29 protein-coding genes and 1 tRNA gene are annotated in these 26,727 nt (G+C 59.2%); 12 read left to right on the forward strand and 18 right to left on the reverse strand.

Annotation, left to right across the window (positions count from 1 at the left end; all coding sequences use genetic code 11):
* Nucleotides 1–35 precede the first annotated feature (35 nt).
* The 4 genes from AB4O01_RS03945 to AB4O01_RS03960 all read right to left on the reverse strand — a co-directional run bounded on the left by AB4O01_RS03945 (nt 36) and on the right by AB4O01_RS03960 (nt 2,957).
* A complete protein-coding gene (locus AB4O01_RS03945; protein ID WP_093433186.1) occupies nt 36–419 on the reverse strand; it encodes a hypothetical protein in 384 nt (127 codons plus the stop codon).
* Between the two features lie 48 nt (nt 420–467).
* Nucleotides 468–878, reverse strand: coding sequence for a GFA family protein (locus AB4O01_RS03950; RefSeq protein WP_099758983.1), 411 nt, complete (start codon nt 876–878; stop codon nt 468–470).
* Nucleotides 879–880: 2 nt separating this feature from the next.
* Complete coding sequence (locus tag AB4O01_RS03955) at nt 881–1,957, reverse strand: alpha/beta hydrolase family protein (RefSeq protein WP_460090747.1); 1,077 nt, start codon at nt 1,955–1,957, stop codon at nt 881–883.
* A gap of 88 nt (nt 1,958–2,045) precedes the next feature.
* Complete coding sequence (locus AB4O01_RS03960) at nt 2,046–2,957, reverse strand: LysR family transcriptional regulator (RefSeq protein WP_460090749.1); 912 nt, start codon at nt 2,955–2,957, stop codon at nt 2,046–2,048.
* Nucleotides 2,958–3,081: 124 nt separating this feature from the next.
* On the opposite strand from AB4O01_RS03960, the gene AB4O01_RS03965 reads away from it, so the two are divergent.
* From AB4O01_RS03965 to AB4O01_RS03975, 3 genes are all read left to right on the forward strand, one after another.
* Complete coding sequence (locus AB4O01_RS03965; protein ID WP_099758985.1) at nt 3,082–3,357, forward strand: DUF2798 domain-containing protein; 276 nt, start codon at nt 3,082–3,084, stop codon at nt 3,355–3,357.
* A gap of 271 nt (nt 3,358–3,628) precedes the next feature.
* A complete protein-coding gene (locus AB4O01_RS03970) occupies nt 3,629–5,416 on the forward strand; it encodes a thiamine pyrophosphate-requiring protein (protein ID WP_460090750.1) in 1,788 nt (595 codons plus the stop codon).
* Nucleotides 5,417–5,564: 148 nt separating this feature from the next.
* Complete coding sequence (locus AB4O01_RS03975; RefSeq protein WP_460092205.1) at nt 5,565–6,335, forward strand: DUF72 domain-containing protein; 771 nt, start codon at nt 5,565–5,567, stop codon at nt 6,333–6,335.
* 186 nt (nt 6,336–6,521) lie between these two features.
* Here the strand turns inward: AB4O01_RS03975 and AB4O01_RS03980 are convergent, their stop codons facing one another.
* The 8 genes from AB4O01_RS03980 to AB4O01_RS04015 form a co-directional block, all read right to left on the reverse strand.
* Nucleotides 6,522–6,737 (reverse strand): hypothetical protein, encoded by a 216-nt coding sequence (locus AB4O01_RS03980; protein WP_460090751.1) that lies wholly within the window; start codon nt 6,735–6,737, stop codon nt 6,522–6,524.
* Between the two features lie 116 nt (nt 6,738–6,853).
* The gene (locus tag AB4O01_RS03985) at nt 6,854–8,533 is read right to left on the reverse strand and encodes an MFS transporter (protein WP_093433152.1); all 1,680 of its coding nucleotides are present in this window, start codon (nt 8,531–8,533) and stop codon (nt 6,854–6,856) included.
* Nucleotides 8,534–8,721: 188 nt separating this feature from the next.
* On the reverse strand, nt 8,722–9,489 hold the full coding sequence (phnE, locus tag AB4O01_RS03990; protein WP_099758995.1) for a phosphonate ABC transporter, permease protein PhnE: 768 nt from the start codon (nt 9,487–9,489) through the stop codon (nt 8,722–8,724).
* Nucleotides 9,486–10,310 carry a PhnE/PtxC family ABC transporter permease gene (locus AB4O01_RS03995; RefSeq protein WP_093433144.1) on the reverse strand — a complete coding sequence of 275 codons (825 nt, stop codon included), beginning with the start codon at nt 10,308–10,310 and terminating at the stop codon, nt 9,486–9,488. The genes phnE and AB4O01_RS03995 overlap by 4 nt, the downstream gene beginning before the upstream one ends.
* Nucleotides 10,304–11,101 carry a phosphonate ABC transporter ATP-binding protein gene (locus AB4O01_RS04000; RefSeq protein ID WP_460090752.1) on the reverse strand — a complete coding sequence of 266 codons (798 nt, stop codon included), beginning with the start codon at nt 11,099–11,101 and terminating at the stop codon, nt 10,304–10,306. Before AB4O01_RS04000 ends, AB4O01_RS03995 begins: the two co-directional genes overlap by 7 nt.
* A complete protein-coding gene (locus AB4O01_RS04005) occupies nt 11,098–11,961 on the reverse strand; it encodes a putative selenate ABC transporter substrate-binding protein (RefSeq protein WP_099758997.1) in 864 nt (287 codons plus the stop codon). The genes AB4O01_RS04000 and AB4O01_RS04005 overlap by 4 nt, the downstream gene beginning before the upstream one ends.
* 129 nt (nt 11,962–12,090) lie before the next feature.
* Nucleotides 12,091–12,810 carry an SDR family NAD(P)-dependent oxidoreductase gene (locus AB4O01_RS04010; protein WP_460090753.1) on the reverse strand — a complete coding sequence of 240 codons (720 nt, stop codon included), beginning with the start codon at nt 12,808–12,810 and terminating at the stop codon, nt 12,091–12,093.
* An 89-nt stretch (nt 12,811–12,899) separates the two neighbouring features.
* Nucleotides 12,900–13,292 (reverse strand): RidA family protein, encoded by a 393-nt coding sequence (locus AB4O01_RS04015; protein ID WP_116255582.1) that lies wholly within the window; start codon nt 13,290–13,292, stop codon nt 12,900–12,902.
* Nucleotides 13,293–13,407: 115 nt separating this feature from the next.
* Between AB4O01_RS04015 and AB4O01_RS04020 the strand changes: the two genes are divergently transcribed.
* From AB4O01_RS04020 to AB4O01_RS04040, 5 genes are all read left to right on the forward strand, one after another.
* Nucleotides 13,408–14,301 carry a LysR family transcriptional regulator gene (locus AB4O01_RS04020; protein WP_460090754.1) on the forward strand — a complete coding sequence of 298 codons (894 nt, stop codon included), beginning with the start codon at nt 13,408–13,410 and terminating at the stop codon, nt 14,299–14,301.
* A gap of 124 nt (nt 14,302–14,425) precedes the next feature.
* Nucleotides 14,426–15,586, forward strand: a complete 1,161-nt coding sequence (locus AB4O01_RS04025) for a radical SAM/SPASM domain-containing protein (RefSeq protein WP_460090755.1) — start codon at nt 14,426–14,428, stop codon at nt 15,584–15,586.
* Between the two features lie 109 nt (nt 15,587–15,695).
* Nucleotides 15,696–16,721 carry a GlxA family transcriptional regulator gene (locus AB4O01_RS04030; RefSeq protein WP_460090756.1) on the forward strand — a complete coding sequence of 342 codons (1,026 nt, stop codon included), beginning with the start codon at nt 15,696–15,698 and terminating at the stop codon, nt 16,719–16,721.
* A gap of 597 nt (nt 16,722–17,318) precedes the next feature.
* Entirely contained in the window at nt 17,319–17,684 is a 366-nt protein-coding gene (locus AB4O01_RS04035) for a DUF6124 family protein (protein ID WP_460090757.1), read from the forward strand.
* Between the two features lie 118 nt (nt 17,685–17,802).
* Nucleotides 17,803–18,159 carry a DUF6124 family protein gene (locus AB4O01_RS04040; protein WP_099759009.1) on the forward strand — a complete coding sequence of 119 codons (357 nt, stop codon included), beginning with the start codon at nt 17,803–17,805 and terminating at the stop codon, nt 18,157–18,159.
* Nucleotides 18,160–18,363: 204 nt separating this feature from the next.
* On the opposite strand, the gene AB4O01_RS04045 is transcribed toward AB4O01_RS04040, so the two are convergent.
* The gene (locus AB4O01_RS04045) at nt 18,364–19,392 is read right to left on the reverse strand and encodes an alpha/beta fold hydrolase (protein WP_460090758.1); all 1,029 of its coding nucleotides are present in this window, start codon (nt 19,390–19,392) and stop codon (nt 18,364–18,366) included.
* Nucleotides 19,393–19,711: 319 nt separating this feature from the next.
* Between AB4O01_RS04045 and AB4O01_RS04050 the strand changes: the two genes are divergently transcribed.
* Nucleotides 19,712–19,786 (forward strand) — tRNA-Gln (locus AB4O01_RS04050).
* 114 nt (nt 19,787–19,900) lie between these two features.
* On the opposite strand, the gene AB4O01_RS04055 is transcribed toward AB4O01_RS04050, so the two are convergent.
* Nucleotides 19,901–21,889: a peptidase U32 family protein gene (locus AB4O01_RS04055; RefSeq protein WP_099759010.1), complete on the reverse strand. Its 1,989-nt coding sequence runs from the start codon at nt 21,887–21,889 to the stop codon at nt 19,901–19,903.
* A gap of 209 nt (nt 21,890–22,098) precedes the next feature.
* Here AB4O01_RS04055 and AB4O01_RS04060 point away from each other — a divergent pair, with 209 nt between their 5' ends.
* Complete coding sequence (locus AB4O01_RS04060) at nt 22,099–22,608, forward strand: hypothetical protein (RefSeq protein ID WP_093433109.1); 510 nt, start codon at nt 22,099–22,101, stop codon at nt 22,606–22,608.
* 84 nt (nt 22,609–22,692) lie between these two features.
* Here the strand turns inward: AB4O01_RS04060 and AB4O01_RS04065 are convergent, their stop codons facing one another.
* Nucleotides 22,693–23,073 (reverse strand): RidA family protein, encoded by a 381-nt coding sequence (locus AB4O01_RS04065; protein ID WP_460090759.1) that lies wholly within the window; start codon nt 23,071–23,073, stop codon nt 22,693–22,695.
* 86 nt (nt 23,074–23,159) lie between these two features.
* Nucleotides 23,160–23,771 (reverse strand): glutathione transferase GstA, encoded by a 612-nt coding sequence (gstA, locus tag AB4O01_RS04070; protein WP_460090760.1) that lies wholly within the window; start codon nt 23,769–23,771, stop codon nt 23,160–23,162.
* Between the two features lie 107 nt (nt 23,772–23,878).
* On the opposite strand from gstA, the gene AB4O01_RS04075 reads away from it, so the two are divergent.
* Together AB4O01_RS04075 and AB4O01_RS04080 are read left to right on the forward strand one after the other, a co-directional pair.
* Entirely contained in the window at nt 23,879–24,778 is a 900-nt protein-coding gene (locus AB4O01_RS04075; protein ID WP_460090761.1) for a transcriptional regulator GcvA, read from the forward strand.
* Nucleotides 24,779–24,901: 123 nt separating this feature from the next.
* Nucleotides 24,902–25,315, forward strand: a complete 414-nt coding sequence (locus AB4O01_RS04080; RefSeq protein WP_093433097.1) for a cupin domain-containing protein — start codon at nt 24,902–24,904, stop codon at nt 25,313–25,315.
* A gap of 9 nt (nt 25,316–25,324) precedes the next feature.
* On the opposite strand, the gene AB4O01_RS04085 is transcribed toward AB4O01_RS04080, so the two are convergent.
* Together AB4O01_RS04085 and AB4O01_RS04090 are read right to left on the reverse strand one after the other, a co-directional pair.
* Nucleotides 25,325–25,534 carry a hypothetical protein gene (locus AB4O01_RS04085; RefSeq protein WP_122597898.1) on the reverse strand — a complete coding sequence of 70 codons (210 nt, stop codon included), beginning with the start codon at nt 25,532–25,534 and terminating at the stop codon, nt 25,325–25,327.
* Nucleotides 25,509–26,720 carry an MFS transporter gene (locus AB4O01_RS04090; RefSeq protein ID WP_460090763.1) on the reverse strand — a complete coding sequence of 404 codons (1,212 nt, stop codon included), beginning with the start codon at nt 26,718–26,720 and terminating at the stop codon, nt 25,509–25,511. Before AB4O01_RS04090 ends, AB4O01_RS04085 begins: the two co-directional genes overlap by 26 nt.
* Between the last annotated feature and the right edge of the window lie 7 nt (nt 26,721–26,727).

The raw sequence follows: 26,727 nt of genomic DNA on the forward strand, positions 1-26,727 counted from the left end.
TCCTGATCCAGAGTGCGATTGATCGGTCTGATCAGTCATTTTGCGCGCAGGTAGCGAATCCATTCGCTGGCTTTTCTGAAACCATAAAAACCCAGGATCGAGACGGCGATGACCGCGATCATCGGCCCGATCACACCCAGCCCTGTGGTCATCTGGGCGTAGGCCGCGAGGGACAGGGCAAGCACCGCATAGCCGGCGAGGTACCTCCTGTAGGCGATCAAGAGCGTTGGCACCATCAGGACGACGAACAGATGAGTGGCGATGGTGATCAGGATTTGTGCGACCAATTGGACAGGCACGCTGCCCATGGATGCCTGAGCCATGGTTATCTCGGCGTCGTACAGAAACATCTGCAGTGAAATGACGGTTATTGCGGCCATTACCAGCGCAGCCAACGCCGCAATTTTTGAGCGTTTCATCTGATCTCCAACGGGTGAAGCAACGTCTGATAAATGAATCTTTCAGCCTCAGCGCTGCGGCCATTGATCCTTGATTTCAAACCACGGCGCCTTCGACGTGACTTCCACATGTTGCTGTTTTTCCGTGGTGAACGTCGTGTCGAGCGTGCCCAGCGCAACCGAGATCCAGCCGTTGAACTCCCCTTGATTGCTTGCCCAGAACAGCGACGAGCCGCAGTGCGTGCAGAACTGGCGTTGTACCGATTCAGACGATTGATACGACTTCAGATGGTCAGCACCTTCCAGCAACTCCAGGTTCTGGCGCTGCACGCTGCCATAGCTGGCAAACGCCGCGCCGTGGCTTTTGCGGCACTGGCTGCAATGGCAATGCGAAAGCGCCTTGGGCCGTGAACGGATCTGGTATTTCACCGCTCCGCACAGGCAACTGCCCCGGAAGGTCTGAGGGGAGGGCGTGAGCATTGTTATTGCGAATCCTTGTAGGTAATGGCTTGTTTCAAGGGGGCAGGTGACTGCGACAGAAACCCGGTAATCAGGGAAATCACCTGTTGTTGAATCTGCGCGCGTGGGCGGCCGCCCTCGCCATCAGTGCAGATGATGCTGTCGCCCGGTACATCCTCGTCGAGCATCGCCACGGCGCCAGGTTTGCAGATTGCCATGAAACTGAAGTGACTGGCGTCGCTGATCTCGACATAACGCGATGAGGTTTTTGGCAGACGTTTCGCGAGGTCGACGGACTCCAGTTCAGCGGGCAGTTCTTTCGACGGCACGCCAGCAGCGATCACCAGGATCGGCACGGGGTAGGCCGCGAGGCTGGCGTCGGTCATCCCGCGCGACAGGCCCAGATCCAGTGAAACCACGGCAGTGACGCGCTTGTCACGCCAGTCGGCGGCCAATTGAGCTTTCGCTTGCGCGGTGTTTGTAGTGTTCATTTGTTGGTAGGCGGTGCAACTGGCGAGTTGCGTGTGAACCTTGCAGTCTTCGGCAAAACGCTCGGGGTCAAAGCGCGCGCCGCCGGCTTCGAGGACCGTCCAGCCGCCGAGCGAATGGCCCACAACAGCAATTCGATCCTTCGTCACTGCGCCGAATTTTTCCGGTTGCGCCGTCACCGCATCAATGGCGCGGCTGAGGTCAACGGGGCGCTGCCACAACTGCGCTGCGGCTTGCGGGCTGCGATCACGGCTGGTGGTGCCGGGGTGGTTGACCGCTGCGACGATGTAACCCTGACGGGCCAGCGCGCTGGCCAACCACGTCTGGTTGATCCAGCTCCCGCCATTGCCGTGGGATAGCACAACCAATGGATGCTCGCCTTTGGCGGCCGGGGCGTTGAGCACCGCAGGGGCGCCGACGAATACCGGGTTGTCGCCGAACAATTGTGGTGTCGCAGCGGTGGTCGCACTCGGGTACCAGACGACCATTTCTACCGGGCGCTCATTGCGCGGATCCGCCAGCATGGCGTACTGGAAACCAACGGGTTGGGCGTCAGCGAAGGCGTGGCTGCTCAAGCAGATCAGTAGTAGGGCACCGAGCGTTTTTTTCATTGTTGTTATCTTCCGTGATAGGCCGATTGGGCGAGGTGGACTTTGCCCGATTTCGCGCGCTTCAGCGAGCCTCTTTGAACCCAGAATCTTAAACATTTTCCATCGGCCAGCGCGTGGCCAGATGCGCTGTCAGATAATCCAGAAAGGCTTTAACCTTCGGCGTCATCGCCGCGCGTTCTTGCACGCAGGCATAGATGTCCATTGGCTGGACGACGCTGTGTTCAAACAGCGGCACCAGTTGCCCGGTCGCCAGGAAAGGCGCTGCAACAAACTCCGCCAGTCGCGTGATCCCTGCACCGTGAACCGCCATTTGCGCCAGTGCATCAATGTCATCACTGATGGCGGTGGCGTTGACAGGGGCGTCGAAACGCTGCCCGTCGCGGATAAAACTCCAGCGCAGAAAACGCCCGTCCAGGGGATAACGAAAGGCCAGGCAGGCATGGTTTTGCAGATCATCCGGCGATTGCGGCCACCCGGCACGCTGAAGATAAGCTGGCGCGGCGCACATGATGAAGGGCAGCGAAACGATCTTGCGCGCGACGATGCCGTCCTCCAGTTGCGGCTTGATCCGCAGGCTCAGGTCGATACCGTCCTGGATGTGGTTGATCTTGCCGTTGGTGGTGGAGAGTTCGATGAGCAGGCGCGGGTGCAGTGCGCCGAAACCGGCAATCAGCGACGCCAGTACGTGGCGGCCGAACGCCGATGTCGAGGCGATACTCAGCCGACCCTGCAAATGGGTTTCATCGCTGCTGATCGAGCTTTGTGCCGATTCCAGATCCGCGGCAATTTTCCGCACTTTCTCGTAGTACACCGCGCCGTTTTCGGTGAGCGCCATGCTGCGCGTGGTACGTTGCAACAGACGCACGCCAAGGTGCGCTTCCAGCCGATTGAGCGTCTGGCTCACCGCCGCCGCGCTCACGCCCAGGGTCTTGGCGGCGCCGACAATCGAGCCGGCTTCGACCACTTTGATAAAACAGGCAATCGCCGTCAGCAGGTTCATTCATCGTCCCGTTGAGGGTTGATTCGTAAGTTCTACTTTATAAAATACCTGCGATTAACCGTCTAGTTGCAGCAGAAAGGCTTTGTTAACGTGCGGGCTCCCTGTCAATGGATGGAAAAGCCATATGAATCAACCGACAAGCTCTGAAGCCCTGATCATCAGCCGTCGCAAACTGTCGCCACGTGCTACGCCTTATGTGTTTGCGCTGTACATGGCGACGATCATGGCGTTCCTGATGTCGTTGGTGATCACCGCTGCCAATTCGGGCATTGATAACAACTACCTGAGTAATGCCTTGCACGCCTATAAGCTGGCGATGCCGGTGGCGTTCCTGTGCATCCTGGTCGTGCGGCCGATCGTGATCAAACTGGTGGCGTTCACGGTGCATCCGCATCGTTGAAAGCCTCCGCGTCATCAGTGGCTGTTCTACCGACTTCGCGAGCAGGCTCGCTCCCACATTTGCAACTCAATTCCCAGTGGGAGCGAGCCTGCTCGCGAATGGACTCACCACCGATCGACAGGTCTTGTGGGGAACTCAGAAAAACAAACAAGGATTGGCCTGAGGAAACCAATCGAAACTTCGCCAACAACCCAACTGTCCAGACCCTTACACCTCCCGGCGGATGTGCTGTCGGGGCAGCTCCATGCAGCGGAGAAAGACGAGGATCGAGATGACGATGACAGTGGGAGATTTTCTGGTTGAGCGGCTCAGTGAATGGGGTGTTACGCGAATTTTTGGTTATCCGGGCGACGGCATCAACGGCGTGTTCGGCGCGCTGAGTCGGGCCAAGGGCAAAATCGAATTCGTTCAGGCGCGGCATGAAGAAATGGCCGCGTTCATGGCCTCGGCACACGCGAAGTTCACCGGCGAGCTGGGTGTGTGCATCGCCACTTCCGGCCCCGGCGCCTCGCACCTGATCACCGGCCTCTATGACGCGCGCATGGACCACATGCCGGTGCTGGCCATTGTCGGCCAGCAGGCACGCACGGCGCTGGGCAGTCACTACCAGCAAGAGCTGGATCTGGTGTCGATGTTCAAGGATGTCGCCGGGGCATTTGTGCAGCAGGCGTCGGCGCCTTCGCAGGTGCGGCATTTGCTCGATCGCGCAGTGCGCACGGCCGTGGGCGAACGGCGGGTAACGGCGCTGATTCTGCCAAACGATTTGCAGGAATTGAAATACGAAGCACCGGCGCGCGCCCATGGCACCGCGCATTCCGGGGTGGGTTACACGAAACCCAAAGTGCTGCCTTATGACGAGGATCTGCAGCGTGCCGCCGAGGTTTTGAACGCGGGCGAGAAGGTCGCCATTCTGGTTGGCGTCGGGGCATTGCAGGCGACCGATCAAGTCATCGCCGTGGCGGAAAAACTCGGTGCCGGCGTCGCCAAGGCATTATTGGGCAAAGCCGCGTTGCCGGACGATCTGCCTTGGGTCACCGGCAGCATCGGCCTGCTCGGCACCGAACCGAGCTACAAACTGATGAACGAATGCGACACTTTGCTGATGATCGGTTCGGGTTTTCCGTATTCGGAGTTTCTGCCCAAAGAAGGCCAGGCGCGCGGCGTGCAGATCGATTTGCAGCCCGACATGCTCAGCCTGCGTTATCCGATGGAAGTCAATCTGGTCGGCGACTCGGCGGAAACCCTCGCCGCGTTATTGCCACTGCTCGAACAGAAAACCTCCAACAAGTGGCGCAAGAAAATCGAAGGTTGGCGCAGCAGTTGGGAGAAAACCCTCGAAAGACGCGCCATGGCCAAAGCCGACCCGGTCAACCCGCAACGGGTGGTCTATGAGCTGTCGCCACGCTTGCCCGATGAGGCCATCATCACCAGCGACTCTGGCTCCTGCGCCAACTGGTTCGCCCGTGACCTGAAAATCCGCCGTGGCATGCAGTGCTCGTTGTCTGGTGGCCTGGCGTCCATGGGCGCCGCAGTGCCCTACGCGATTGCCGCGAAGTTTGCTTATCCCGAGCGTTCGGTGATTGCGCTGGTGGGCGATGGCGCAATGCAGATGAACAACATGGCCGAACTGATCACCGTCGCCAAATACTGGCGGCAGTGGGCGAGTCCGAAATGGATCTGTGCGGTGTTCAACAACGAGGATCTCAATCAGGTCACGTGGGAGCAGCGGGTGATGGAGGGCGATCCGAAGTTCGAAGCGTCGCAAAGTATCCCGGACGTGCCTTACCACTTGTTCGCCATTTCCATTGGCCTGAAAGGCATTTTTGTCGATCGCGAAGAAGACGTCGCCGCAGCCTGGGAAAAGGCATTGGCCTCGGAAGTGCCGGTGGTGATCGAGTTCAAGACCGACCCGAACGTGCCGCCCTTGCCGCCGCACATCAAGCTTGAGCAGGCGAAGAAATTCGCCACGACATTGCTCAAGGGCGATCCGGATGAAGCCGGGGTGATCGTGCAAACCGCCAAACAGGTGCTCGGCGCGGTGTTACCCGGGAAAAAATAACCGGTAAACGCACAGGTTTGATCGTTCCCACGCTCGGCGTGGTAATGCAGCCCGTGACGCTCCGCGTCACTGGACGCGGAGCGTCCCTTGAGGCATTCCCACGCAGAGCGTAGGAACGATCAGGCAGGAGAAACCCGGAGGTGTGCTTTTGATTTTCATCGGTTGTGCCGGCTGGAGTCTGGGGCGCGAACACTGGCCGGTATTTCCCTTGGAGGGCACGCATTTGCAGCGCTACGCCACGCGACTCAACGGCGTGGAAATCAACAGCTCGTTCTACCGTCCGCATCGCCGGCAAACCTATGAGCGTTGGGCCGATGGTGTACCGGAGGCCTTCCGGTTTTCGGTGAAAACGCCCAAACACATCACCCATGAGTTACGCCTGGCAGGTTGCGAGGCGGCGCTGGACAGGTTTCTGGCTGAATGCGGCGGTCTGGGCGAACGCTTGGGCTGCTTGCTGGTGCAGTTACCACCTTCGCTGGCGTTTGACGCCGCCATCGCCGAAACCTTTTTCACGACATTGCGCGAGCGGTTCTCCGGCGCGGTGGTGCTTGAGCCAAGGCATGAATCGTGGGTCAGCGCCGAGCCGATATTAATGACTCATCAGATCGCCCAAGCAGCAGTCGATCCTTCGCGCATCCGCCGTGATATTTCGCCAGCCGGCTGGGCGGGCACCCAGTATTGGCGCCTGCACGGCTCACCGCGCATTTACCACAGCGCCTACGATTCACCTTATCTGCAACACCTCGCACACGCCTTGCTGTCAGCGACCGCTGCAGGTGCCACGACCTGGTGCATTTTCGACAATACCGCCAGCGGCGCGGCGCTGGGCAATGCCTTGGCGCTGGCGACGCTGACGGCCGATTGGGAGCAGATATGTGCGGCCGTGAAACTCAACCCGGCGAAGAAACCCTCACCCTAGCCCTCTCCCAGAGGGAGAGGGGACTGACCGAGGTGTTTGTGCAAGTAACGCCGACTTGAAATACCGAGTTGAACGCAAGATTTGAAGAACACACAGATCGGCTCCCTTTCCCCCTCGCCCCCCTGGGGGAGAGGGCTGGGGTGAGGGGGTAGATCGAACAGACTGCCGCGATCTCCTTCAATACCACTAATTACCATCAGCCACTTTGCGCTCTATCTCATCGATCTTGCGCTGCAGCGTCTCGGCGTCCTGCTCCTTCACTCTTGTGGACGAGGGCGTGATGACTTCATCCACGGCTGCGCTGTCATCGTCCCGGTCTTCAAGATCGCGCTCGACAACGTTTACCGGTTTGCCGGACGTATCGGTGGGCGGGGCGTGCGGGGTTTTATCGTCGCTGTTCATTTTGCTGACCTCCAGTGGTGTAAACATTGGAGGCAGGCAGTGCGGCAGGCGTTCGATATTTTTGCCAGGTCATGCCGAATGGCGCCCTCCCGCGATGGAGAGGGCGCGCACGGTGTTCAATCCTTGAGAATGTCGCGATCCTTGGTTTCCGGCAGGAAGAACGTGCCCAGTATCGCTGTCATCACCGCAATCACGATCGGATACCACAAGCCGTAATAGATATCCCCGGTCGCGGCGACCATGGCAAACGCCACCGTCGGCAGGAAGCCACCAAACCAGCCGTTACCGATGTGATACGGCAGCGACATCGAGGTATAGCGGATGCGGGTCGGGAACAGCTCGACCAGCCACGCGGCAATAGGGCCGTAAACCATGGTCACGTAGATCACCAGCACGGTCAGCAGGAGCAACACCATTGGGTAGTTGGTTTTCGCCGGGTCGGCTTTCTCCGGATAACCGGCTTCCTTGAGCGCGGTGCCGAGAGTCGCGGTGAACGCATCGTTGCGGGTCTTGAAGTCGGCGGCCGGCAGGGCGCTGCCTTCGAAACTCTCGACGACTTTATCGCCGATGCGCACTTGTGCGACGGTGCCCGGCTCGGCAATCACGTTCTCATACGGGATCGCCCGTTTTGCCAGCAGGGTCTTCGCCAGGTCGCAGGAACTGGTGAATTTGGCCTTCCCCACCGGGTCGAACTGGAACGAGCACTGATCCGGGTTGGCGATCACTTTGACCGGGTTCTTCTCCTGGGCGATAAACACATCAGGGTTACCGTACTGGGTTAGCGCGTGGAAGATCGGGAAGTACGTCAGCGCCGCCAGCATGCACCCGACCATGATGATCGGCTTGCGCCCGATGCGGTCGGAGAGGCTGCCGAAAATCACGAAGAACGGCGTGCCGATCAGCAGCGAACCGGCGATCAACAGGTTGGCGGTTTGCGGGTCGATCTTCAGCGTCTGCAGCAGGAAGAACAACGCGTAGAACTGCCCGGTGTACCAGACCACCGCTTGCCCGGCCGTGCCGCCAAGCAGCGACATGATCACCACTTTGAGGTTGTCCCAGCGCGCGAAGGATTCGGTCAGCGGCGCTTTCGACGCCTTGCCTTCGGCCTTCATTTTCTGGAACACCGGCGACTCGCTCAGTTGCAGGCGGATGTACACCGAAACGATCAGCAGCAGGATCGACAACAGAAACGGAATCCGCCAGCCCCAGGCTTCGAAGGCTTCAGTGCCCAGCGCCGTGCGGCAGGCGAGGATCACCAGCAGCGACAGAAACAGGCCGAGGGTCGCGGTGGTTTGAATCCACGAGGTGAAGAACCCGCGTCTGTTGCGTGGCGCGTGCTCGGCCACGTAGGTCGCGGCGCCGCCATACTCGCCGCCGAGCGCCAGGCCTTGCAGCAAGCGCAGGGTGATCAGAATGACCGGTGCGGCGACGCCGATGGTCGCGTAGCCGGGCAACAGACCGACTATCGCGGTCGACACGCCCATGATCACGATGGTGATGAGAAACGTGTGTTTGCGCCCGATCATGTCGCCGAGCCGGCCAAACACAATCGCCCCGAACGGCCGCACGGCAAACCCCGCCGCGAAGGCGAGCAGGGCGAAGATAAACGCGGTGGTTTCGTTGACACCGGCAAAGAAGTGCTTGGCGATGATCGCCGCCAGTGAACCGTAGAGATAAAAGTCGTACCACTCGAAAACCGTGCCAAGGGACGAAGCGAAGATGACCTTGCGCTCTTCCTTGGTGATGCCGCCGCTGCGCGGTGGACTGCCGGTGGACGTTGTGTAGGTTGTGGCCATGGGTGTTCTCCGTCGTGCTTATTGTTGTAGGCCGGAGTCCCCCGTTATTGCTCGTCTCACTCTGGCCTTGTGGCATATGCCGGAAGCGCTGTTGCGTGAAGCTTGCACAGTGCCGCCATCGCGCAAATGTGCAAGCTTTCCTGAAGCATAATCAGCTTCTGCCAGATATCCACTCGCCAGCCTGCGTACTAGGCCTTGACCCAGCGTTGCCGGCTCCACGCACTCAACCAGTCGACCACAAACACCAGCACCAGCATCGCCAGAATCACCGTGCTGGCTTGCGCTTCCTGAAACAGGCTGAGGCTCACATAGAGCATCTGCCCCAATCCGCCAGCGCCGACAAAACCCAGCACGCTGGCCATGCGGATGTTGTTTTCCCAGCGGTACAGAACGTAGGCGAGCAGTTGCGGCGCAAGGTTCGGCAGGGTGCCGTAGCAGAAGGCCAGAATCGGGTTGCCGCCCTGCAAGCGAATGGCTTCGGCCGGTTGCGGTGGCGTGTTTTCCAAGGCTTCGGCGAACAAGCGACCGAGCACGCCAGTGGTGTGCAGGGCGAGGGCGAGGGTGCCGGCGTTCGGGCCGAGGCCGGCGGCGAGCACCATCAATGCCGCCCAGACCAGTTCCGGTATCGCCCGCAAGGCATTGAGCAGCAGGCGCGAGGCACTTTGCAACGGCCAGCCGAACCGTCCGGCGGCGGGCAGGGCGAGAATGATGCCGAACACAGCGGCGAGCAGGGTGCCGAGGGCCGACATCGCCAGAGTTTCCATCGAACCATGCAAGATGGCTTTCAGGTAGTCCGCGCTCAAGTCCGGGCTGAGAAAACGCTGCACATACGCGCCCATCTGCTTGACGCTGGTGGCGCTGCCCACCTCGCCCAGATCCAGTCCCAGATAAGCGAAAGACGCGATGACCGCCAGCGCAATACCGGCGATCAGCAGCAAGTTGATCAGCCGGTTCATGTCAGCCTCCAGCGCAGCAGGCGACTGAGTTGGTCGGCGGCCAATACCAGCACCAGGAAGCACAGCAGGATACTGGCGACTTCACCGCCGGCGAACATGCGGATCGACAGGTCGATCTGCTGACCCAGGCCGCCCGCACCGACAAACCCCATCACCACTGACGCGCGGATCGCGCATTCCCAGCGATAGACCGTGTAAGAGAGCAGTTCTGACCCGACGTTGGGCAACGTGCCGTAAGCAAACGCCGCCAGACGGCCGCTGCCAGCCTGCAACAGTGCGTGCGCCGGACGCTGATCGGTCGATTCAAAAATCTCCGCATAGACTTTGCCGAGCATGCCGCTGTAGGTGATGGCGATGGCCAGCACACCGGCCGCCGGCCCCAACCCTACAGCGCGCACAAACAGCAGCGCCCAGACGATTTCCGGCACGCTGCGCAGGAAAATCAACAGTCCGCGCACCGGCCAGCGCAACAGACGCCCCAGTCGGCTCGGCACGCCACCGCGTGACGCGGCAGACAGCGACAGCGCACGACTGGCGACCAGGCCCGCCGGTATCGCCAACACCAGCGCCAGAGCCATGCCGGCGGTGGCGATGGCCAGAGTTTGCAGGGTGGCTTTGAGCAGTAACTGCAGAAACGCTTCGTCGTGCGCCGGTGGCCAGAACTGCGCGACAAAACGGCCCATTTCATTCTGGCTGTCGGGGAGCAATACGCCCAGATTCAGCTCGCTGAGCTGAATGCCCGGCCACAGCAAAGCTATCGCCAGCAACGTCAGCAGCAGACGTGGCCATGCAGCGGGATCGCGTGAATCGGCTTTCAGCATCGTGGAATCTGCACAGTCAAAGGCGCCACCGCAGCGGCCGGCGATTGCAGTTTTTCGTTGGCGTACAGCGCGTCGAGCATCTCGGGTCTGACTTGAGCGGAGGCGCTGTCGAACAGAATCTGCCCGTCGCGCAGACCGATGATTCGCGGGAAGTGCGACAGCGCCAGATCCACCGCATGCAAGCTCGCCACCAGCGTGACGTTACGTTCGCGGGCATGTCGCGAGAGGATCGACAGCGTGTGCCCGGCCATGACCGGGTCCATGGCTGACACCGGTTCGTCGGCCAAGAGGATTTCCGGCGCCTGATACAACACGCGGGCGATACCGACGCGTTGCAACTGGCCGCCAGATAATTGCTGGCAATGCGCGAATAATTTGTCGCCCAGGTCCAGTCGCGCCAACGCCGCGCGCGCACCGGCCACATCCAGCGGATGCAACAGGTTCAAAAGACTTTTACCCAGACTCCATTGGCCGAGCTTGCCGGCCAGCACCGCCGTCACTACACGCTGACGCGGTGGCAGTGGCGGCGCCTGATGCACCAGGCCGATCCGCGCGCGCAGACGCTGACGCTGGCGGGCAGACAAGTGCCAGGCGCGTTCGCCCAGCACTTCAATCTCGCCGCTGCTGGGCCGCAGGGCGGTGGCCAGCAGGTTGAGCAAACTCGATTTTCCGGCTCCGGACGGGCCAATGATGGCCACCTGTTCGCCGACGCCAATCTGCAAGTCGACACCGCGCAGGGCGTCGACTCCATTGGCGTGGCGCAGGCTGCCTTGGTTGAGGCGTAGGGTCATTTCAGCAGTTCGGCGGCGCGGGCGGCTTCCTCGATGCCCTTGTAGTTCTCGGGTTTGGTCTCGATGAAGCGGCTGGCGGCCTGCAGATCTAGAATCTTCTTCTGCTCAGGGTTGGCCGGGTCCAGATCAAGGAAGGCTTTCTTGATCTTCGCGGCCAGTGCCGGGTCGAGGGTGCCGCGCACAGTCCAGTTGTAATCGAAGTAGGTCGGGGTGGTGGCGAAGACTTTGACCTTGTTGGTGTCGACCTTGCCGGCGTCAACCAGTTTCTGCCAGACACTGGCGTTCAGCACACCGGCGTCAACCTTGCCAGCCTGCACCCAGGCCACGGTGGCGTCGTGGGCGCCGGAGTAGGCGACACGGCTGAAATAGCCCTCAGGCTTGATGTTGTCGTTTTTCAGCATGAAGTAACGCGGCATCAGGCTGCCGGAAGTCGACGACACCGAACCGAAAGCGAAGGTCTTGCCCTTCAAGTCGGCGAGGCTATGCACATTGGGGTCAGCGGTGATGAATTTGCTGGTGAACTGCGCATCCTGTTCGCGTTGTACCAACGGGATCACTGGCGTCGTTGCGTCGGTTTTCAAACGTGCCTGCACGAACGTGAAACCGCCGAGCCAGGCCATGTCGAGGCGATCGGTCGCGAGTGCTTCAACCACTGCCGGGTAGTCGGCCACCGGCACGAACTGCACCTTCATGCCAAGTTGCTGCTCCAGATAAGCACCCAGTGGTTCGAACTTGCGCAGCAACTCGGTCGGGGCTTCATCGGGAATCGCGCTGACGCGCAAAACGTCAGCGGCTTGCACCACCAAAGTAGAAAAGGACAGGGCCAGGCCGGCGGTCAGTGCCAGTGTTCGTTTGAGCATGGAATTCTCCGTTTCGTGAGCGTCAAAAAGTGTGAAGAGCTGAACCAGGGCGCTACGTGAGGGTAGACGAATCGGCGAGGTTATACGTATTCGCACGCGTAAAGGCCAGCGCCATCAGGGTCGGAACGGTCAAAAGCGTTCGTCGAGGATTGCCGGCAGGGTGAGTTCCTTGACGTAGCTGGCCGAAGACAGACTCAGAATCATGCGCACCACCTGAACGACATCGTGAACTGGAATCAGCTGACCCTCGCCACGCTGCGCAGCCAGATCTCGCGGCGTGCTCAGCCGATCCTCGGTGTTGAGATACCCCAGATTCAGGCAAGTCACCGCCAGACGCTGCTGCCGGTAGCCTTCGCGCAGCGTATCGGCAATCCCGCGCAGGGCGAATTTGGAGGCGCCGAAGGCGACTTCCGGACGCCCGCTTTGCGGCAGGCCTGAAGTCGATCCGGTGAGGATGATTCTGGGAAGGGGGCTTTTCAGCAGAAGCGGAAGCAGGCGTTTGATCAACAGGATTGTTGCGCTGATGTTGCAACTGACGATGGCTTGCAATTCGTCGTCCGGACTGTCGAGAAAGTCATAGGCTGGATCGAAAGCCGACTCTTCCCAGATACCGAGGTTGTAGATCAGCGTATCCAGCCCATCGTCGACGACCGCATGCTCGATGGCGTGCGCGGCTTTGGCCGGATTCATCAGATCGGCTTCCACCCAGCGTACTGGATGCTCTGCCTCGCACACCAAACCTTCGGGACGCGTGCGGGACACACCAATCAGTGTGTCTCCCGCGTTACCCAAACCTTCGATAAAAGCTCGGCCCAAGCCTTTACTGGCACCCACGACCAAAATGTTCATCGATCCTCTCCCTGATCTGAATGCTGATGTGGGGCAGCATGCAAACAGACGACCTCTGAAATGGCAAACGAATGGGTGTGTCCGGATATTTACGGCAACCTGGCAATCACCTTGATCTCGAAATCAAACCCATACAGCCACGTCACACCAACCGCCGTCACCGTCGGATGCGGCGCCTCGCCCCAGAACTCGGTCAGCACCACATTCCAGATCGTCTCGAATTTCGACGGTGGGTCGACGATGAACACGGTGACATCGACCACGTCATCGAAGCTGGCACCGGCCTCTGCAAGGATTGCATTGAGGTTAGTGAACGCCTGACGCACCTGGTTTTTCAGGTCCGGCTCCGGCGTGCCGTCCTCGGTGCTGCCGACCTGTCCTGAGACAAACAGAAAACCGTTGGAGCGAATGGCGGGCGAGTAACGGTGGCGTTCGTAAAGCGTGCGGCGTGCGGATGGAAAAACAACATCGCGCTGAGTCATGGGAGTGTCTCCTTCATTTGAGTTGATGGAGCCACTGTAGGTATTTGCAGGCCAGCGATAAACGCGCAAGCTTGGCGTTCACTGTTTGTGAAATCCAAACAATCGAGGGCACACCTTGGACCGTTTTGACGCAATGCAGGCCTTCGCCCGAGTGGTCGAGGCGGGGAGTTTCACCAAAGCGGCGGAAACCTTGCACATGAGCAAGACCACCGTGACCCAACTGGTTCAGCAACTGGAGGCGCGCCTGCGGGTCAAGTTGCTCAATCGCACCACGCGCAAGGTCAACGTCACCGACCATGGCGCGGCGTATTACCAACGCGTGATCCGCTTGCTCGCCGACCTCGATGATGCCGAAACCAGCCTGCCAGGCGCGGCGGCATCACCTTCGGGCCGGCTGCGAGTGGACGTCCCGAGTCCGCTCGCACGGTTGATTCTGGTGCCGGCCCTGCCTGAGTTTCACGCGCGCTATCCGGATATCCAGATCGACATGGGCGTCAGTGACCGTATCGTCGACATCATTGATGAGAACGTCGATTGCGTGGTGCGCGGCGGCGAACTCATGGACCTGTCGCTGATGGCACGCAAGGTCGCCGATCTGCAGTTGGGGGTGTTTGCCGCACCGCAATACCTGGCGCGCGCGGGCATCCCCGCGCACCCGAGAGACCTGGAAGACAGCCACCATCGCGTGGTCGGTTTTCTCTGGGCACGCACCGGCAAACCGGTGCCATATGCCTTGCACAACGCCACTGAAAACCTGCAAATCAAGGGACGGCACGTATTGGCAGTCGATGACGGCAACGCTTATCTCGCGGCAGGTCTGGCGGGCATGGGCGTGCTGTGGTTACCCAAATACATGTCTGCCGCCCATCAAGCGCGTGGCGAGCTGGTGCCGCTGTTCGAAGACTGGAAACTCGCGCCGATGCCGCTCTACATTGCTTATCCGCCGAACCGGCATGTCAGCCTGAAATTGCGCGTGTTCATCGATTGGGTCGTTGAGTTAATGGCGTAGAAGCATTGTGGTGCAGTTATTGCTAGCTGCTGTGCCAGTGCCGTCAAAATACCAACACAATCAGGCGACTTGAAAGCCCGTAGTGATGAGATGCATGGCTTTCAATTCTAGGAGCTTCACCCGCATGAATATGTACATCGATATCGTCGGTGCGTGCAATCTGAGCTGCCCGTCTTGCCCAATGGGCAACTCGGAAAATCTCAATTTCAAAAAAGCCATGCAGCTCGACATGTTCAAGCAGATTGTCGATAAGGCCAAGACAGAGGGCGTCGACACCATCTACCTCTATAACTGGACCGAGCCGCTGATTCATCCAAAAATTGGCGAATTTATCGAGATCATTAATGCTGCCGGCATGGGCAGCGGTATCAGCACCAACCTTAATCTCGCCAAGAATATGGAAAAGGCCCTGATGGCCGAGCCGAGTTACTTCCGTATTTCGCTCTCGGGTTTTTACCAGAAGACCTACGAAAAGGGCCATGTCGGCGGCGATATCGAAGTTGTAAAACAAAACATGATCGCCCTGCAGGAGATCAAACAGCGCCTGGGTCTGAGAACCCGTGTGGATGTTTACTATCACCGCTACCTGGATAACATCGAAGAAGAATCACTGATGCGCGCGTTCAGTGAGCGTCTTGGCTTCATCTTCACCACCGGGTATTCGGTGATGATGCCGCTGGAGAAGACACTGGCCATTGTCGAGCGTGACCCGTCTGTCACGGCTACGGACATTGACACCCTGAAACGCCTCGCATTGCCGCCGTACGACGATCTCGTCAACGTCATCCAGCAATTTCCCAAGATGGCGTGCACGCTCAAGGATGACTGGCTGGTCATCGACTGCAATGGCAACACGGTGCTTTGCTGCACGATCTTCAATCAGACCGAGTATCAGGTTGGCAAGTACCTCGACATGCCGCTTGAAGAGCTGACGCGGCGTAAATCGACGCAGAAAAACTGTGTCGACATGTGCGACCGCTGCGCCAGTAAGGGCCTGCATATCTACTCGATGCATCCCAATCAGGGTGTGCTGGAGCGGCACGCGGTGAATCGCATCATCGATTTCGAGCACTTCGCCAGCCAGGGTCTCACGGTGGACAGCGAGCGTCTCGGGCGTGCGGGCGAAGTCAGCGCAGAAAACTTTGATGAAGCCCAGTACCTTCGATTGAATGACGATGTCAGGATCGCGATTTCCCAAGGATCGTTCTCCAGCGGCTATCAGCACTACGTGCTGTGTGGGCGTCTTGAGGGGCGTTTAGGCGCCGGGGTTTTCTCGGCTGTTTGAGTCAGAGATGGATTGGCGGACAACCCCCCACTGAAACTGTTCGCCATTCACCGGCGTGATTGACTCTTTGGCGGATCAAGCCAACTATCGGCGCACAACAACATGACCGATGGACCACAACTTGATCGAACGACGCCAATTCAGCGGAGGCATGAAGGGGAAAAACCTCCGCTATCTGAATGAGCAAAGCGCGGATGAAACGCGCATGACCCGCACCGGTTTTCTGCTGCTCGAACACTTTTCGCTACCGGCGTTTACCCAGGCGCTGGACACCGTTGTCACTACCAACCTGTTGCGTCCGGGGTTGTTTTCGTCGCGCACGTTTGGCTTGGGTGACGGCGAAGTCATCAGTGATCTGGGGCTGGTCATCCGCCCTGACGCACGTCTGGATTCAGCCGCGCTGGCGCAACTGGATCTGCTGGTGGTGTGTGGCGGGTATCGCACCGAGTTGCGGGCGAGTGAGGAGTTTATTCATTTGCTTCAGGTTGCAGCGGAGCGGGGCATCAGCCTCGCCGGGTTGTGGAACGGTTCGTGGTTCCTCGGCCGCGCCGGATTGCTCGACGGCTATCGCTGCGCGATCCACCCGGAACATCGCCCGGCGCTGACTGAAATCGCCAAAACCACCCATGTCAGCAGCGAGCCTTACGTGATCGACCGCGACCGGCTCACGGCATCCAGCCCGTCCGGCGCTTTCCACATGGCGCTGGACTGGATCAAGAGCCTGCACGGTAAAGCCCTGGTCGAAGGTATCGAAGACATCCTCGCCTTCGAGGAATCGCGTTACCGGCGCATCAAACCAGACGAGAACATCTGCGTCAGTGCGCCGTTGCGTGAAGTGGTGAAGCTGATGGATGCCAATCTGGAAGAGCCGCTGGAGCTGGAGCAACTGGCGGTGTATGCCGGCCGTTCTCGTCGGCAGTTGGAGCGCTTGTTCAAGGAGCAACTGGGCACCACGCCGCAGCGCTATTACCTGGAACTGCGCATCACCGAAGCGCGACGGTTGTTGCAGCACACTGAGCTTTCACAAGTGGAAGTGCTGGTCGCGTGCGGCTTCGTCTCGCCAAGCCATTTCAGCAAATGCTACAGCTCATATTTCGGCTATCGCCCATCAAAAGAAAAACGCCTGGTCAAATAACCCAAGCCGTCACCCACCTGAATTCTCCTCGGAATCTCACGTCGGCGTACCTCCCCCAAACAGCCGGTCAGTTCCCTCTCCCTTTGGGAGAGGGCTAGGGTGAGGGAACTTGCAGGCGGCACCAACCGCTTCGTCACCAAAATTCACCTCGGTATCCCACGTCGGCGTAGCTCTCCCAAACACCCCGGTCAGTCCCCTCTCCCTCTGGGAGAGGGCTAGGGTGAGGGGCTTTTAAACGCTATCACCCACGCACGTTTAACTTACACGCACTGTTACGCCATAACGGCTACAACACCTTGCGCCGTTGCCTACGCGTACGCCAGAATCCGCCGGCTTACGCGCCTTGAGGCGGGCTGTATCGTTTCCCTGTCACTGCAAAACAGTGATCGGGTTTGGTAGCCCGTTTTCTAAGCGTTATGCGCCGCTATATGCAGTCTCTTTTCGGGGCTCGGTTTTTTATGGTGGCCATGCGTGGGGCTCCTTCGGGAGCGCCGGGGTTTACTCGCTTAGACCGGTCTACCAACCTGCGCAATGGTCACCACCTCGTTTGGTAGCGTGAGTGATGGCTCCTTATTTTTTGCTAAGCGAGTGTCATCTATGTTCAAAATTACGCCAAACCCGCCAGAAACCGATCCAATCCCCTACGACGCCGCACTCGAGCCTCAAAACATCAAAGAGGCCTCCGACCGCGCGATCAACTTCTACCTCAATCCCTCCGCGCTGAAGACCTCAGTACCCACCCGCAAGACCGGCAAGATCTACCTCATCGACCCCACAGTGGATAACGAAACCCTGCTCGTCGAAGCCACTGAAACCTTGTCCTCCGCCACTGACATGGCCCGAGATCTCGCCGATTCGATTGACCCTTCACAGCGCAAAAAGATGCTGATCCTGCAACAGGTGATCATGCTCAGTGAACTGGTGGTCGGCCGAGTTCTGGACAACCAGCGCTTGCCGCACTAGTCGCGGAGCAGATGGGTGAGGGGGCTCGCTCCCTCATTGCACAGAAGCGTCTGTAATCGCGGCGCTTCACGCCTTCTATCAAAGAGCCGCCAACGGTTCTTGTCTGGAGTTTCAGCTGATGTCCCAGCCACCCGAACCACCGGTCACTGACCTGATATCGCCGTACGCCTCGCCCAATTCAAGAAAGCTCCACGAAGCGGCAGAGCGTGCACTCGACCATTACCTGTTGCCTGCCGCGATCATGGCCACACCCTATACGCCCAATGCTCTGTTCATGGCCAACCCGCAAGCAGACACGGAGTCGCTGCTGACCAATGCTTGCGGCTCCCTGGCGTCCGCGTCGGTCATGCTCGGTAATTTTGCCGGAATGCTGGAGGGCGCAAATCGTCATACCCTGCTGGGTATTGCGCAAGTGGTCATGTTGGGGGAGTTGGCGGTGAACAAGGCGCTGGATCTGGTTGTGCCAACCGAGTGATCGCGCACGTTAGTCGGGGTTGAGGGTGTCTGGTCGGGCGTGATCGCGAGCAGGCTCACTCCTACATTTGAAATGCGTTCCCCCTGTAGGAGTGAGCCTGCTCGCGATGGCGTCCGTTCAGGCAAAGCATCTGCAAAACGTGACCATCCCTCCACCCTCAAATAATCAAGCAGTCAGCCTGAGCGGCTGACTGCCTTTTTGTTTCTACAGGTGATCCGCATCAATCACCGCTTTGGCAAACGCCTGCGGATCCTCCTGCGGCAAGTTGTGCCCGATCCCGCCATTGATCAAGCGGAACTGATACTTGCCGGTAAAACGCTTGGCGTAATCCTCCGGCGCCGGGTGCGGCGCGCCGTTGGCATCGCCTTCGAGGGTAATGGTCGGCACGTTGATCGACGGCGCGGTAGCGAGCTTCTGTTCCAGCGCGGCGTATTTCGCTTCACCCTGAACCAGGCCTAAACGCCAGCGGTAGTTGAACACGGTGATGTCGACGTGATCGGGGTTCTCCAGCGCTTTGGCACTGCGATCGAACGTGGCGTCGTCAAATTTCCACTGCGGCGAGGCCAGTTGCCAGATCAGCTTGGCAAAGTCGTGAGTGTTTTTCTCGTAACCGGCACGACCACGGTCGGTAGCGAAGTAGAACTGATACCACCACTGCAATTCAGCCTTGGGCGGCAGCGGGTTTTGCCCGGCGGCCTGATTGCCGATCAGATAACCGCTGACCGAAACCAATGCCTTCACGCGTTCCGGCCACAGCGCCGAAACGATGTCCGCCGAACGCGCGCCCCAGTCATAACCACCGAGCACCGCTTGTTTGATCTTCAGCGCATCCATGAAGTCGATGACATCACTGGCCAGCGCCGCTGGTTGACCGTTGCGCAGGGTGTCTTTGGAGAGGAACTGCGTATCGCCATAACCGCGCGCATACGGCATCAACACCCGATAACCCTTGGCCGCGAGCAGCGGCGCGACTTCATCGTAGCTGTGAATGTCGTAGGGCCAACCGTGCAACAGGATCACCACCGGGCCGTCTGCTGGGCCGGTTTCGGCATAGGCGACGTCAAGCACGCCAGCCTTCACATGCTTGAGCGGGCCGAAGGGTGAGGGCGCGGAATAGCTGACGGCGGCCGGTTCAGTGGTTTGCGCCTGAGCGCTGCCAAAAGCGCCGAACAGCGCCACAGCCAGAATCGACAAGCCGAATGCAGTTTTGCGGGTGTGCAGTGCCATCTTCATGGTGACGTCTCCTTTGCGAGCCTTTGGCCAAGGGTTCTGAATGAACACCTGAAACCTTGAGTGCATTTGAGCGCGGAGACGTATCTGGCCTGTGTCGAAGAACGGCTTTGTTGAAAGTCGATGTGTCGCGGCGGGGGGCGTACACAGTGTGATACACGGCGGCGAAACCGACTCCCCCTGGACCTGATTCAGGCCAAAATATTAAGTCGCTGTTTTAAAACAAAAAATATTTCACTTCGCGCTTCCCAAAGCAAAAAAACCTTGGTAAATTGCGCCCCGTTCTCACAGCGAAACTAACGGAGTAGCTGGAAAGAGCAGTAGGGGCGTCGCCAAGCGGTAAGGCAGCAGGTTTTGATCCTGCCATGCGTTGGTTCGAATCCAGCCGCCCCTGCCATATTCGAAAAAAACGCCAACTTCGCAAGAAGTTGGCGTTTTTTTATGCCTGCGATTTAGCCCGGTGGTGCAGGGCAGGCGTGCGCGGCGCCGAAGCACCGCGCACGTCATCCACTCAGTGCGGTGCGCGCGGGATGGTTTTCATCAGGTCTTCGGGGCTGATGTGGCCGACCACGCTGCCCGGTTGCGGCAGGTTGAGGATGTGGCCTTTCATCTTGCCGATGATGTGCATTTCGCACGGCTTGCAATCGAACTTCAGCGTCAGCACTTCATCGCCGTGGATCAACTGCATCGGTGCAACCTTGGTGCGCACGCCGGTCACGCCTTTCGCCTGTTTCGGGCACAGGTTGAAAGAGAAGCGCAGGCAGTGCTTGGTGATCATCACCGGCACTTCGCCCGGCTCTTCGTGAGCCTCGTACGCAGCGTCGATCAGCTTCACGCCGTGACGGTGGTAGAAGTCGCGCGCCTTTTGGTTATAGACGTTGGCGAGGAAGGTCAGGTGCGAATCCGGGTACACCGGCGGCGGACTGGTTTCAGCTTTACGGCCGCCACGCGGATGAGCGGCGACACGGGCAGCGGTCAGGTTCTCGATCACTTCACGGCGCAGGGCTTTGAGCTGCGAGTTGGGGATGAAGAACGCCTGTGGCGCATCCAGCTTGACGTCGGTGGCGTGGTACTGCGTGGTGCCGAGCTGGCCGAGCAGATCGCGCAGCTGTTCGAGCGCTTGCTCAGGCTTGTTGGCCACGCCGAACGGACCGGCGAGGGTGACGCTGGCGCTGATGCCTTCTTCACTGGTGGCAGTCACTTCCAGCTGTTCTTCACGCAGACGAGCGACCCAGCTCAGGGCCACGCGACGCTCGGAAGAGGTCTTCTGCAGCGCCTGTTGCCAGTTGTGATCGAGGTTGCGATTCAACGGGTGGTTCGGGCGCAGCTTGTACAAGCCTTCGGGCATCTCGTTCGGCTCGACGCGGTAGCGGTAGCGCTTCTCTCCGTCTTCTTCGAACTCACCTTTGGCTTCGGCGATGTTGGCGCGGAAACCGACCACTTCGCGCTTGACCAGCACGTTCAAGCCGTCGCCGTTGGACAGCGGCTCCTGGGTGACGACCTGCATGTCGCGTTTGCCGACTTTCTCGACGGTGCCGACTGGCAGGCCGGTGAAGGTCGGCGAATCGAAAGCGCCGATGTCGATCTTGCGATCGGTGACGAAGTAGTCGGTGCTACCACGGTGGAAAGTCTTTTCCGGGTCGGGCAGGAAGAAGTGCGCGGTGCGGCCGCTGGACGCGCGGGCTAGGTCCGGGCGATCTTCGAGCACGTCGTCGAGGCGCTGGCGGTAATAGGCGGTGATGTTCTTCACGTAACCCATGTCCTTGTAGCGACCTTCGATCTTGAACGAGCGCACACCGGCTTCAACCAGGGCGCGGATGTTGGCGCTCTGGTTGTTGTCTTTCATCGACAGCAGGTGTTTTTCGTAGGCGATCACGCCACCCTTTTCATCTTTGAGGGTGTACGGCAAGCGGCAAGCCTGCGAGCAGTCGCCACGGTTGGCGCTGCGCCCGGTTTGCGCGTGGGAAATGTTGCACTGACCGGAGAAGGCCACGCACAACGCGCCGTGAATGAAGAACTCGATGGCGGCGTCGGTTTCGTCGGCGATCGCGCGGATTTCCTGCAGGTTCAGCTCACGGGCCAATACCAGTTGCGAGAAACCGGCCTGATCGAGGAACTTCGCTCGCTCAAGGGTGCGGATGTCGGTCTGCGTCGAGGCGTGCAGCTCGATCGGCGGAATGTCCAGCTCCATCACGCCCAGATCCTGAACGATCAGCGCGTCGACACCAGCGTCGTACAACTGATGGATCAGCTTGCGCGCCGGCTCCAGTTCGTTGTCGTGCAGGATGGTGTTGATGGTGGTGAAAATGCGCGCGTGATACTTGCGGGCGAATTCCACCAGTTCGGCGATTTCGCTGACTTCGTTGCAGGCGTTGTGGCGCGCGCCGAAGCTCGGGCCGCCGATGTACACGGCGTCGGCGCCGTGCAGGATCGCCTCACGGGCGATGGCGACATCGCGGGCAGGGCTGAGCAATTCCAGGTGATGCTTGGGCAAGGACATAGTTTTTTTAGTCAGGCTGTCACGGTTAGGCGCGCATTCTACCCGTGAAACGACATGTCGGCACCTATGTACCGATGGTCTGCAAATCGCGCTTGGCACGTTTCGCGGATTCGCACAACTGTCAGACCTGTCAGTTGTTGTTCAGACGTAAGTTGGAAATAGTAACGAAGTCATTCGCCGACCATTCATTACGAAAAGGACATGTTGCTATGAACGATAAAGACCATTTTCGTTATTTAGGTATCAACAAAAATAATTTGAACAGAGGGGCCCACGCGCCGGAAATTTACTACAAAGCAGTGATTGACCCTGCCCATCCGCACCTTGTCGGGCCGGTATTTCAGGCAACCCAAGAAGGTAAAGCTCTGTACTTCGGATCCGCCGAAACCTTTAGCCTTATCGCGCACCATCGAGAGGATGCGAACAACATTATCGAAATAATGTCGTTCGTTATTGATAACGAGCTACCCGATGGAGAACACGACATAGGGGGGCTGGGTAGTAGTGTTCAAGGGCTCATCACAATGACCCCAAATATCATCTATGCCAAGGCGGGAAAAATTAAGTTTCAGAGAAATGACGCGAACGGTTCGATAACCGCCAATTTCCACTTCGACTTTGAGTTTGAAGACCAAGGTGAAGTCAAAAAATATCGCGTAAAGGAAGGAAAGTTATCGCTTGTTGCCACAGGGCCACTTGAAGCCCGGAAGCGATCCTGAAAAGACGCGAGCCAGCCTTTACAGGCTTGGCTCGGGTTTTAAGCCTCTATGAGGCGGCGGCTGATGACCTGAAAGGAGTGGCGCTCAGGCTTTGGCCGCCATCGCGGTGACTTCTACGCGCATCCCTTCAACCGCCAGCGACGCCACACCCACCGCCGCACGCACCGGCCAAGGCTTGGCGAAGTAGCGCTTGTACACCTCGTTGAATGCCGCGCGATCCGCCATGTCGGTCAGGTAGATCGTCAAGTGCATCACCCGATCCATCGAGCTGCCGGCACCTTCCAGCGCAACTCTAAGCGCTTGCAGGGTGCATTCGCTTTGCGCGGTGATATCGCCCAGTTCCAGACTGCCGTCGGCACGGGTTGGAATCTGGGTGGAAACCATGATGCCGTTGAATGTGGCAACGTCCGAGGAAATCGAGTCGGCGTCCGGATCTGGAGTGAAGGTGATGTCTTGGTTAGCCATGCTGATCCTTTGAGTGAGCGAGTGAAGAGGGCCGCAGTTTACAGATACAGCGTCGACATGGCCCGCTCCGTGGCAACAGAGGCCGGTCAGACCGGCTGCGTCGCGGCTTCCGCCGCGATGGCTGCAAGAACGCAGGGGCGGGCGCCGATGCGCTGCATGTAGCTGGCAAGTGCCGGCCAGTCCTGTATGTCGATGGCAAAGGTCGGCAGCCACTTCAGCACGGTGAACAGGTAAGCATCGGCGACGCCGAATTTGTCCATCAGATAGTCCCGAGCCGACAGTTGCTGATTCAGGTAATCGAGGCGCTTGAACAGTGTGTGGCGGAAAATCGTTTTGACCGATTCCGGGATCTGCGCATTGAACAGCGGTGCACTGCCACCGTGAATTTCCGTACTGATGAAATTCAGATGTTCCTGCAAGCGCGTGCGCTCCCATGAACCCAAGGGTGGCGCCAGCGCGTTGCCGGGCACCTGATCGAGCAGAAACTGCAGGATCGCCGGCCCCTCCGTCAACACTTCGCCGTTATCCAGAACCAGCGCTGCAACGTAGCCCTTTGGGTTGATCTCGCGAAAGTCGCGGCCATCGGCGGTGCGTTTGCTCTGGTTGTTGACGCGAACCAGTTCGAAGGGCAAACCCAGTTCTCGCAGCACAATGTGCGGGGAAAGCGAACAGGTCATGGGCGCAAAATACAGTTTCATGGCACTTCCTTGCTGAGAGAGAGCGCCAGATTCCATTGCCGAAGCGGCTTTCGCAAAGGTCATTTACGGTGCTAGCGTATGACAAAATCTCATGAGCACTCAGAACCATGACGGTCCGACTTCCCTCGCTGAATGGCTTGCGCGCCTTTGAAGCGGTCGCCAGGCACATGAGCTTCACCAAGGCTGCCGAAGAACTCAATGTCACCCAGACCGCTGTCAGTCACCAGATCCGCCGACTCGAAGCCGAGCTGGGCGGGCCTCTGTTTTTGCGGCTCAACGAGGGGTTGGTGCTGAGCGAGGACGGGCACGCCTATTTGCCGGGTGTGCGTGCAGCGTTTCATGAGCTGCGCTATTCGACTGAGCAGTTGCTCGCGTCTCGCGATAAAAGCGTGCTGACGATCAGTACGCTGGTGTCGTTTGCATCGAAGTGGCTGTTGCCGCGGTTGCCGTCCTTTCAGCAGGCGTTTCCCGCTATCGATGTGCGAATCAGTGCGGTCACTGAGCTGGTCGACTTTCGCAAGGGCACGATTGATGCGGCGATCCGTTATGGGCGCGGCGACTGGAGGGGGTTGTGTGGCGATTTTCTGATGTCCGATGATATTTTCCCGGTATGCAGTCCGGCATTGGCGAAAACGTTGCGAACGCCCGCAGACCTGGCCAATCACGCATTGCTGCAAGTCAGTGGCGCGACGGCCGGTGACTGGAGCGCCTGGTTGCGTGCCGCAGGCCAGCCGCCGCAACTCGCTGAAGGCCCGCGCCTGACCTTCGATCTGGCGCTGATGGCGGCACAGGCAGCGGTTGACGGGCAGGGTGTGTGCATTGGCCGTTCAACCTATGTCGAGGACGATCTGCGGGCCGGCCGTCTGGTGGCTCCGTTCGATCTGCGCTTGCAAGATGAGCTGGGTTTTTATCTGGTAGCGCCCCATGAAACGGCGCAATCGAAGAAGATCGTGGCATTCAGGACATGGCTGTTGGCACTGTCACCGGGCAAAGACGCTTTTGTATAAGCGTGTATCAAGTTGCCGCGCAGACACACGCGAACAATAAACCCGGGGTTTACGACACATCAGCCATACACGCGACTCCCAAAGTAGCGGTCACACCACCACTGCGTTTGAGAGGGCAACATCATGCATCGTCCACTGTTACTGGCCAGCGCTGCGCTACTCGCTTCAATGATCGGCATCGTCCACGCGGCTGACGCGCCAGCCAAGAGCTGGCAACAAGGTTTGAGCCGGACCGATCTGGTGCGCGAGGACCTCGGTGCTGCCGAGCGCGAAGTGATTCAGGCGCGAGTCGATTTCGAACCGGGCGTGACTTCGCCTCGGCATGCACACCCGGGTGTCGAGGTCGCTTACGTGATCAGCGGCACGTTCGAATATCAACTGGAGGGCAGGGCGCCGGTGACGTTGAAGGCGGGGGATTCGCTGTTCATTCCGCAAGGGGTGGCGCATGTGGCCAAGAACGTGGGTGCGGACAAGGGTTCGGAGTTGGCGACTTACATCGTCAAAAAGGGCGAGCCGTTGCTGATTCTCAAACCGTAGGCCCACGCCTCAATGGAGCGTCGCCGCTCGGCGACTTTCTCCAATCCTGATTCGATCGAGCGCTCGGTTCAACGCGTCGAGGGCATCGAGCAGCGCTTTGGCCTCGGCTTCCCGGCCTTCGCCCCACAAGCGCTCGGCCATTTTGTTCAGGGCTTGAATCGAGCGCTCGATGTCTGCGGCGGTTGCGCGCTCTTTAGGGGCCGGTGGTTTCTTCGGCATTCAGGGTTCCTCTGCTGACGGCAAACCACCATACCGCTGCTGCGCCCAACAGCATAGTCAGCACGGCCAGAATCAGGATCACTCCTTGTGTGCCCACGTTTGTGGCCAGCAACGCCACCAGCAAACCCGCCAAGGGTTGCGAGAGGTTATTGAGCAAGGTGATCACGCCCACGGTCTTGCCAAAATCCTTGGCCGGAATCACCCGCTGGCGGATGCTGCGCATGTAAATGTTGAACATCTTGTCGAAACCGACGATCAGCAGGAACCCAAGCACATAGCCGGCCAGATTCGGACTCAGTGCACTGATAAGGGCGCCAGCCGCGATCATCGAGTAAGCGAGCCCGCCCAGTAACCGTTGCGGGATCTCAACCCGGGCGAGGAAGAACAGAATCACGATGGTGGTGACCGCGCCCGCTGCCTGTAGACCGGCGTAGGCATCCTTGCCGGCACCGAACTCGCCGATCACCATCGCCGCCGAAGTGGCCAGCGTGACGCCGACGATCAGGTTGACGCCGACGGCCAGCAGAATGATTTTTTTCAGCTCCGCCAGTTCACGTATATGCCCGAAAGCGATGCGCAGCGGTTGCAGCCAGATGTCCGAATGCTGCTCGAACACTTCCAGGGTGATACGGCTAAGGCGTTGCCAGACCAGCATGCTCAGGTCCGCCAGCAGGAAGAGCCCGGCGACCCACAGCACCACCAAATGCCACGCCCATACCTCCAGCAAAAGCGCAGCCACCAGCGGCCCGAGAACCAGTCCAGTCTGATCGGCGATCTGCGAATAGGACAACGTCTTGGTGTAGCTGTAGTGCTGGAAAATATGCGGCATCAGCACCTCGCGGGCCATGATGCCCTGGGTGGTCAGCACGCCACATAGCGCCGACAGCACGACGACCCAGGCGATACCGCCGAAGAGGGCAAACATTGCCACCGCGATCAGGCACAGCAGTGCCCGGTAAACCTGGCTGATGTGCAGGATGCGGATGGGCGAAAACTTGTCGCACAAGGCTCCGCACAGCGGAAACGCGAGAAACCGTGGCAGCGATTCGACGAAAAACGCCAAACCTGCCCAGGAGGCGCTGTTGGTGGTCTGGAACACCACCAACGGCACGATGAACAGCAGGATCTGATCCGCCAGTCGCGACAGAAACAGCGAGGTGAAAAAGGCCAGGTAGTCCTTGCGCAAAATGAAG

It is taken from the genome of Pseudomonas sp. S2_E02, assembly GCF_054668355.1.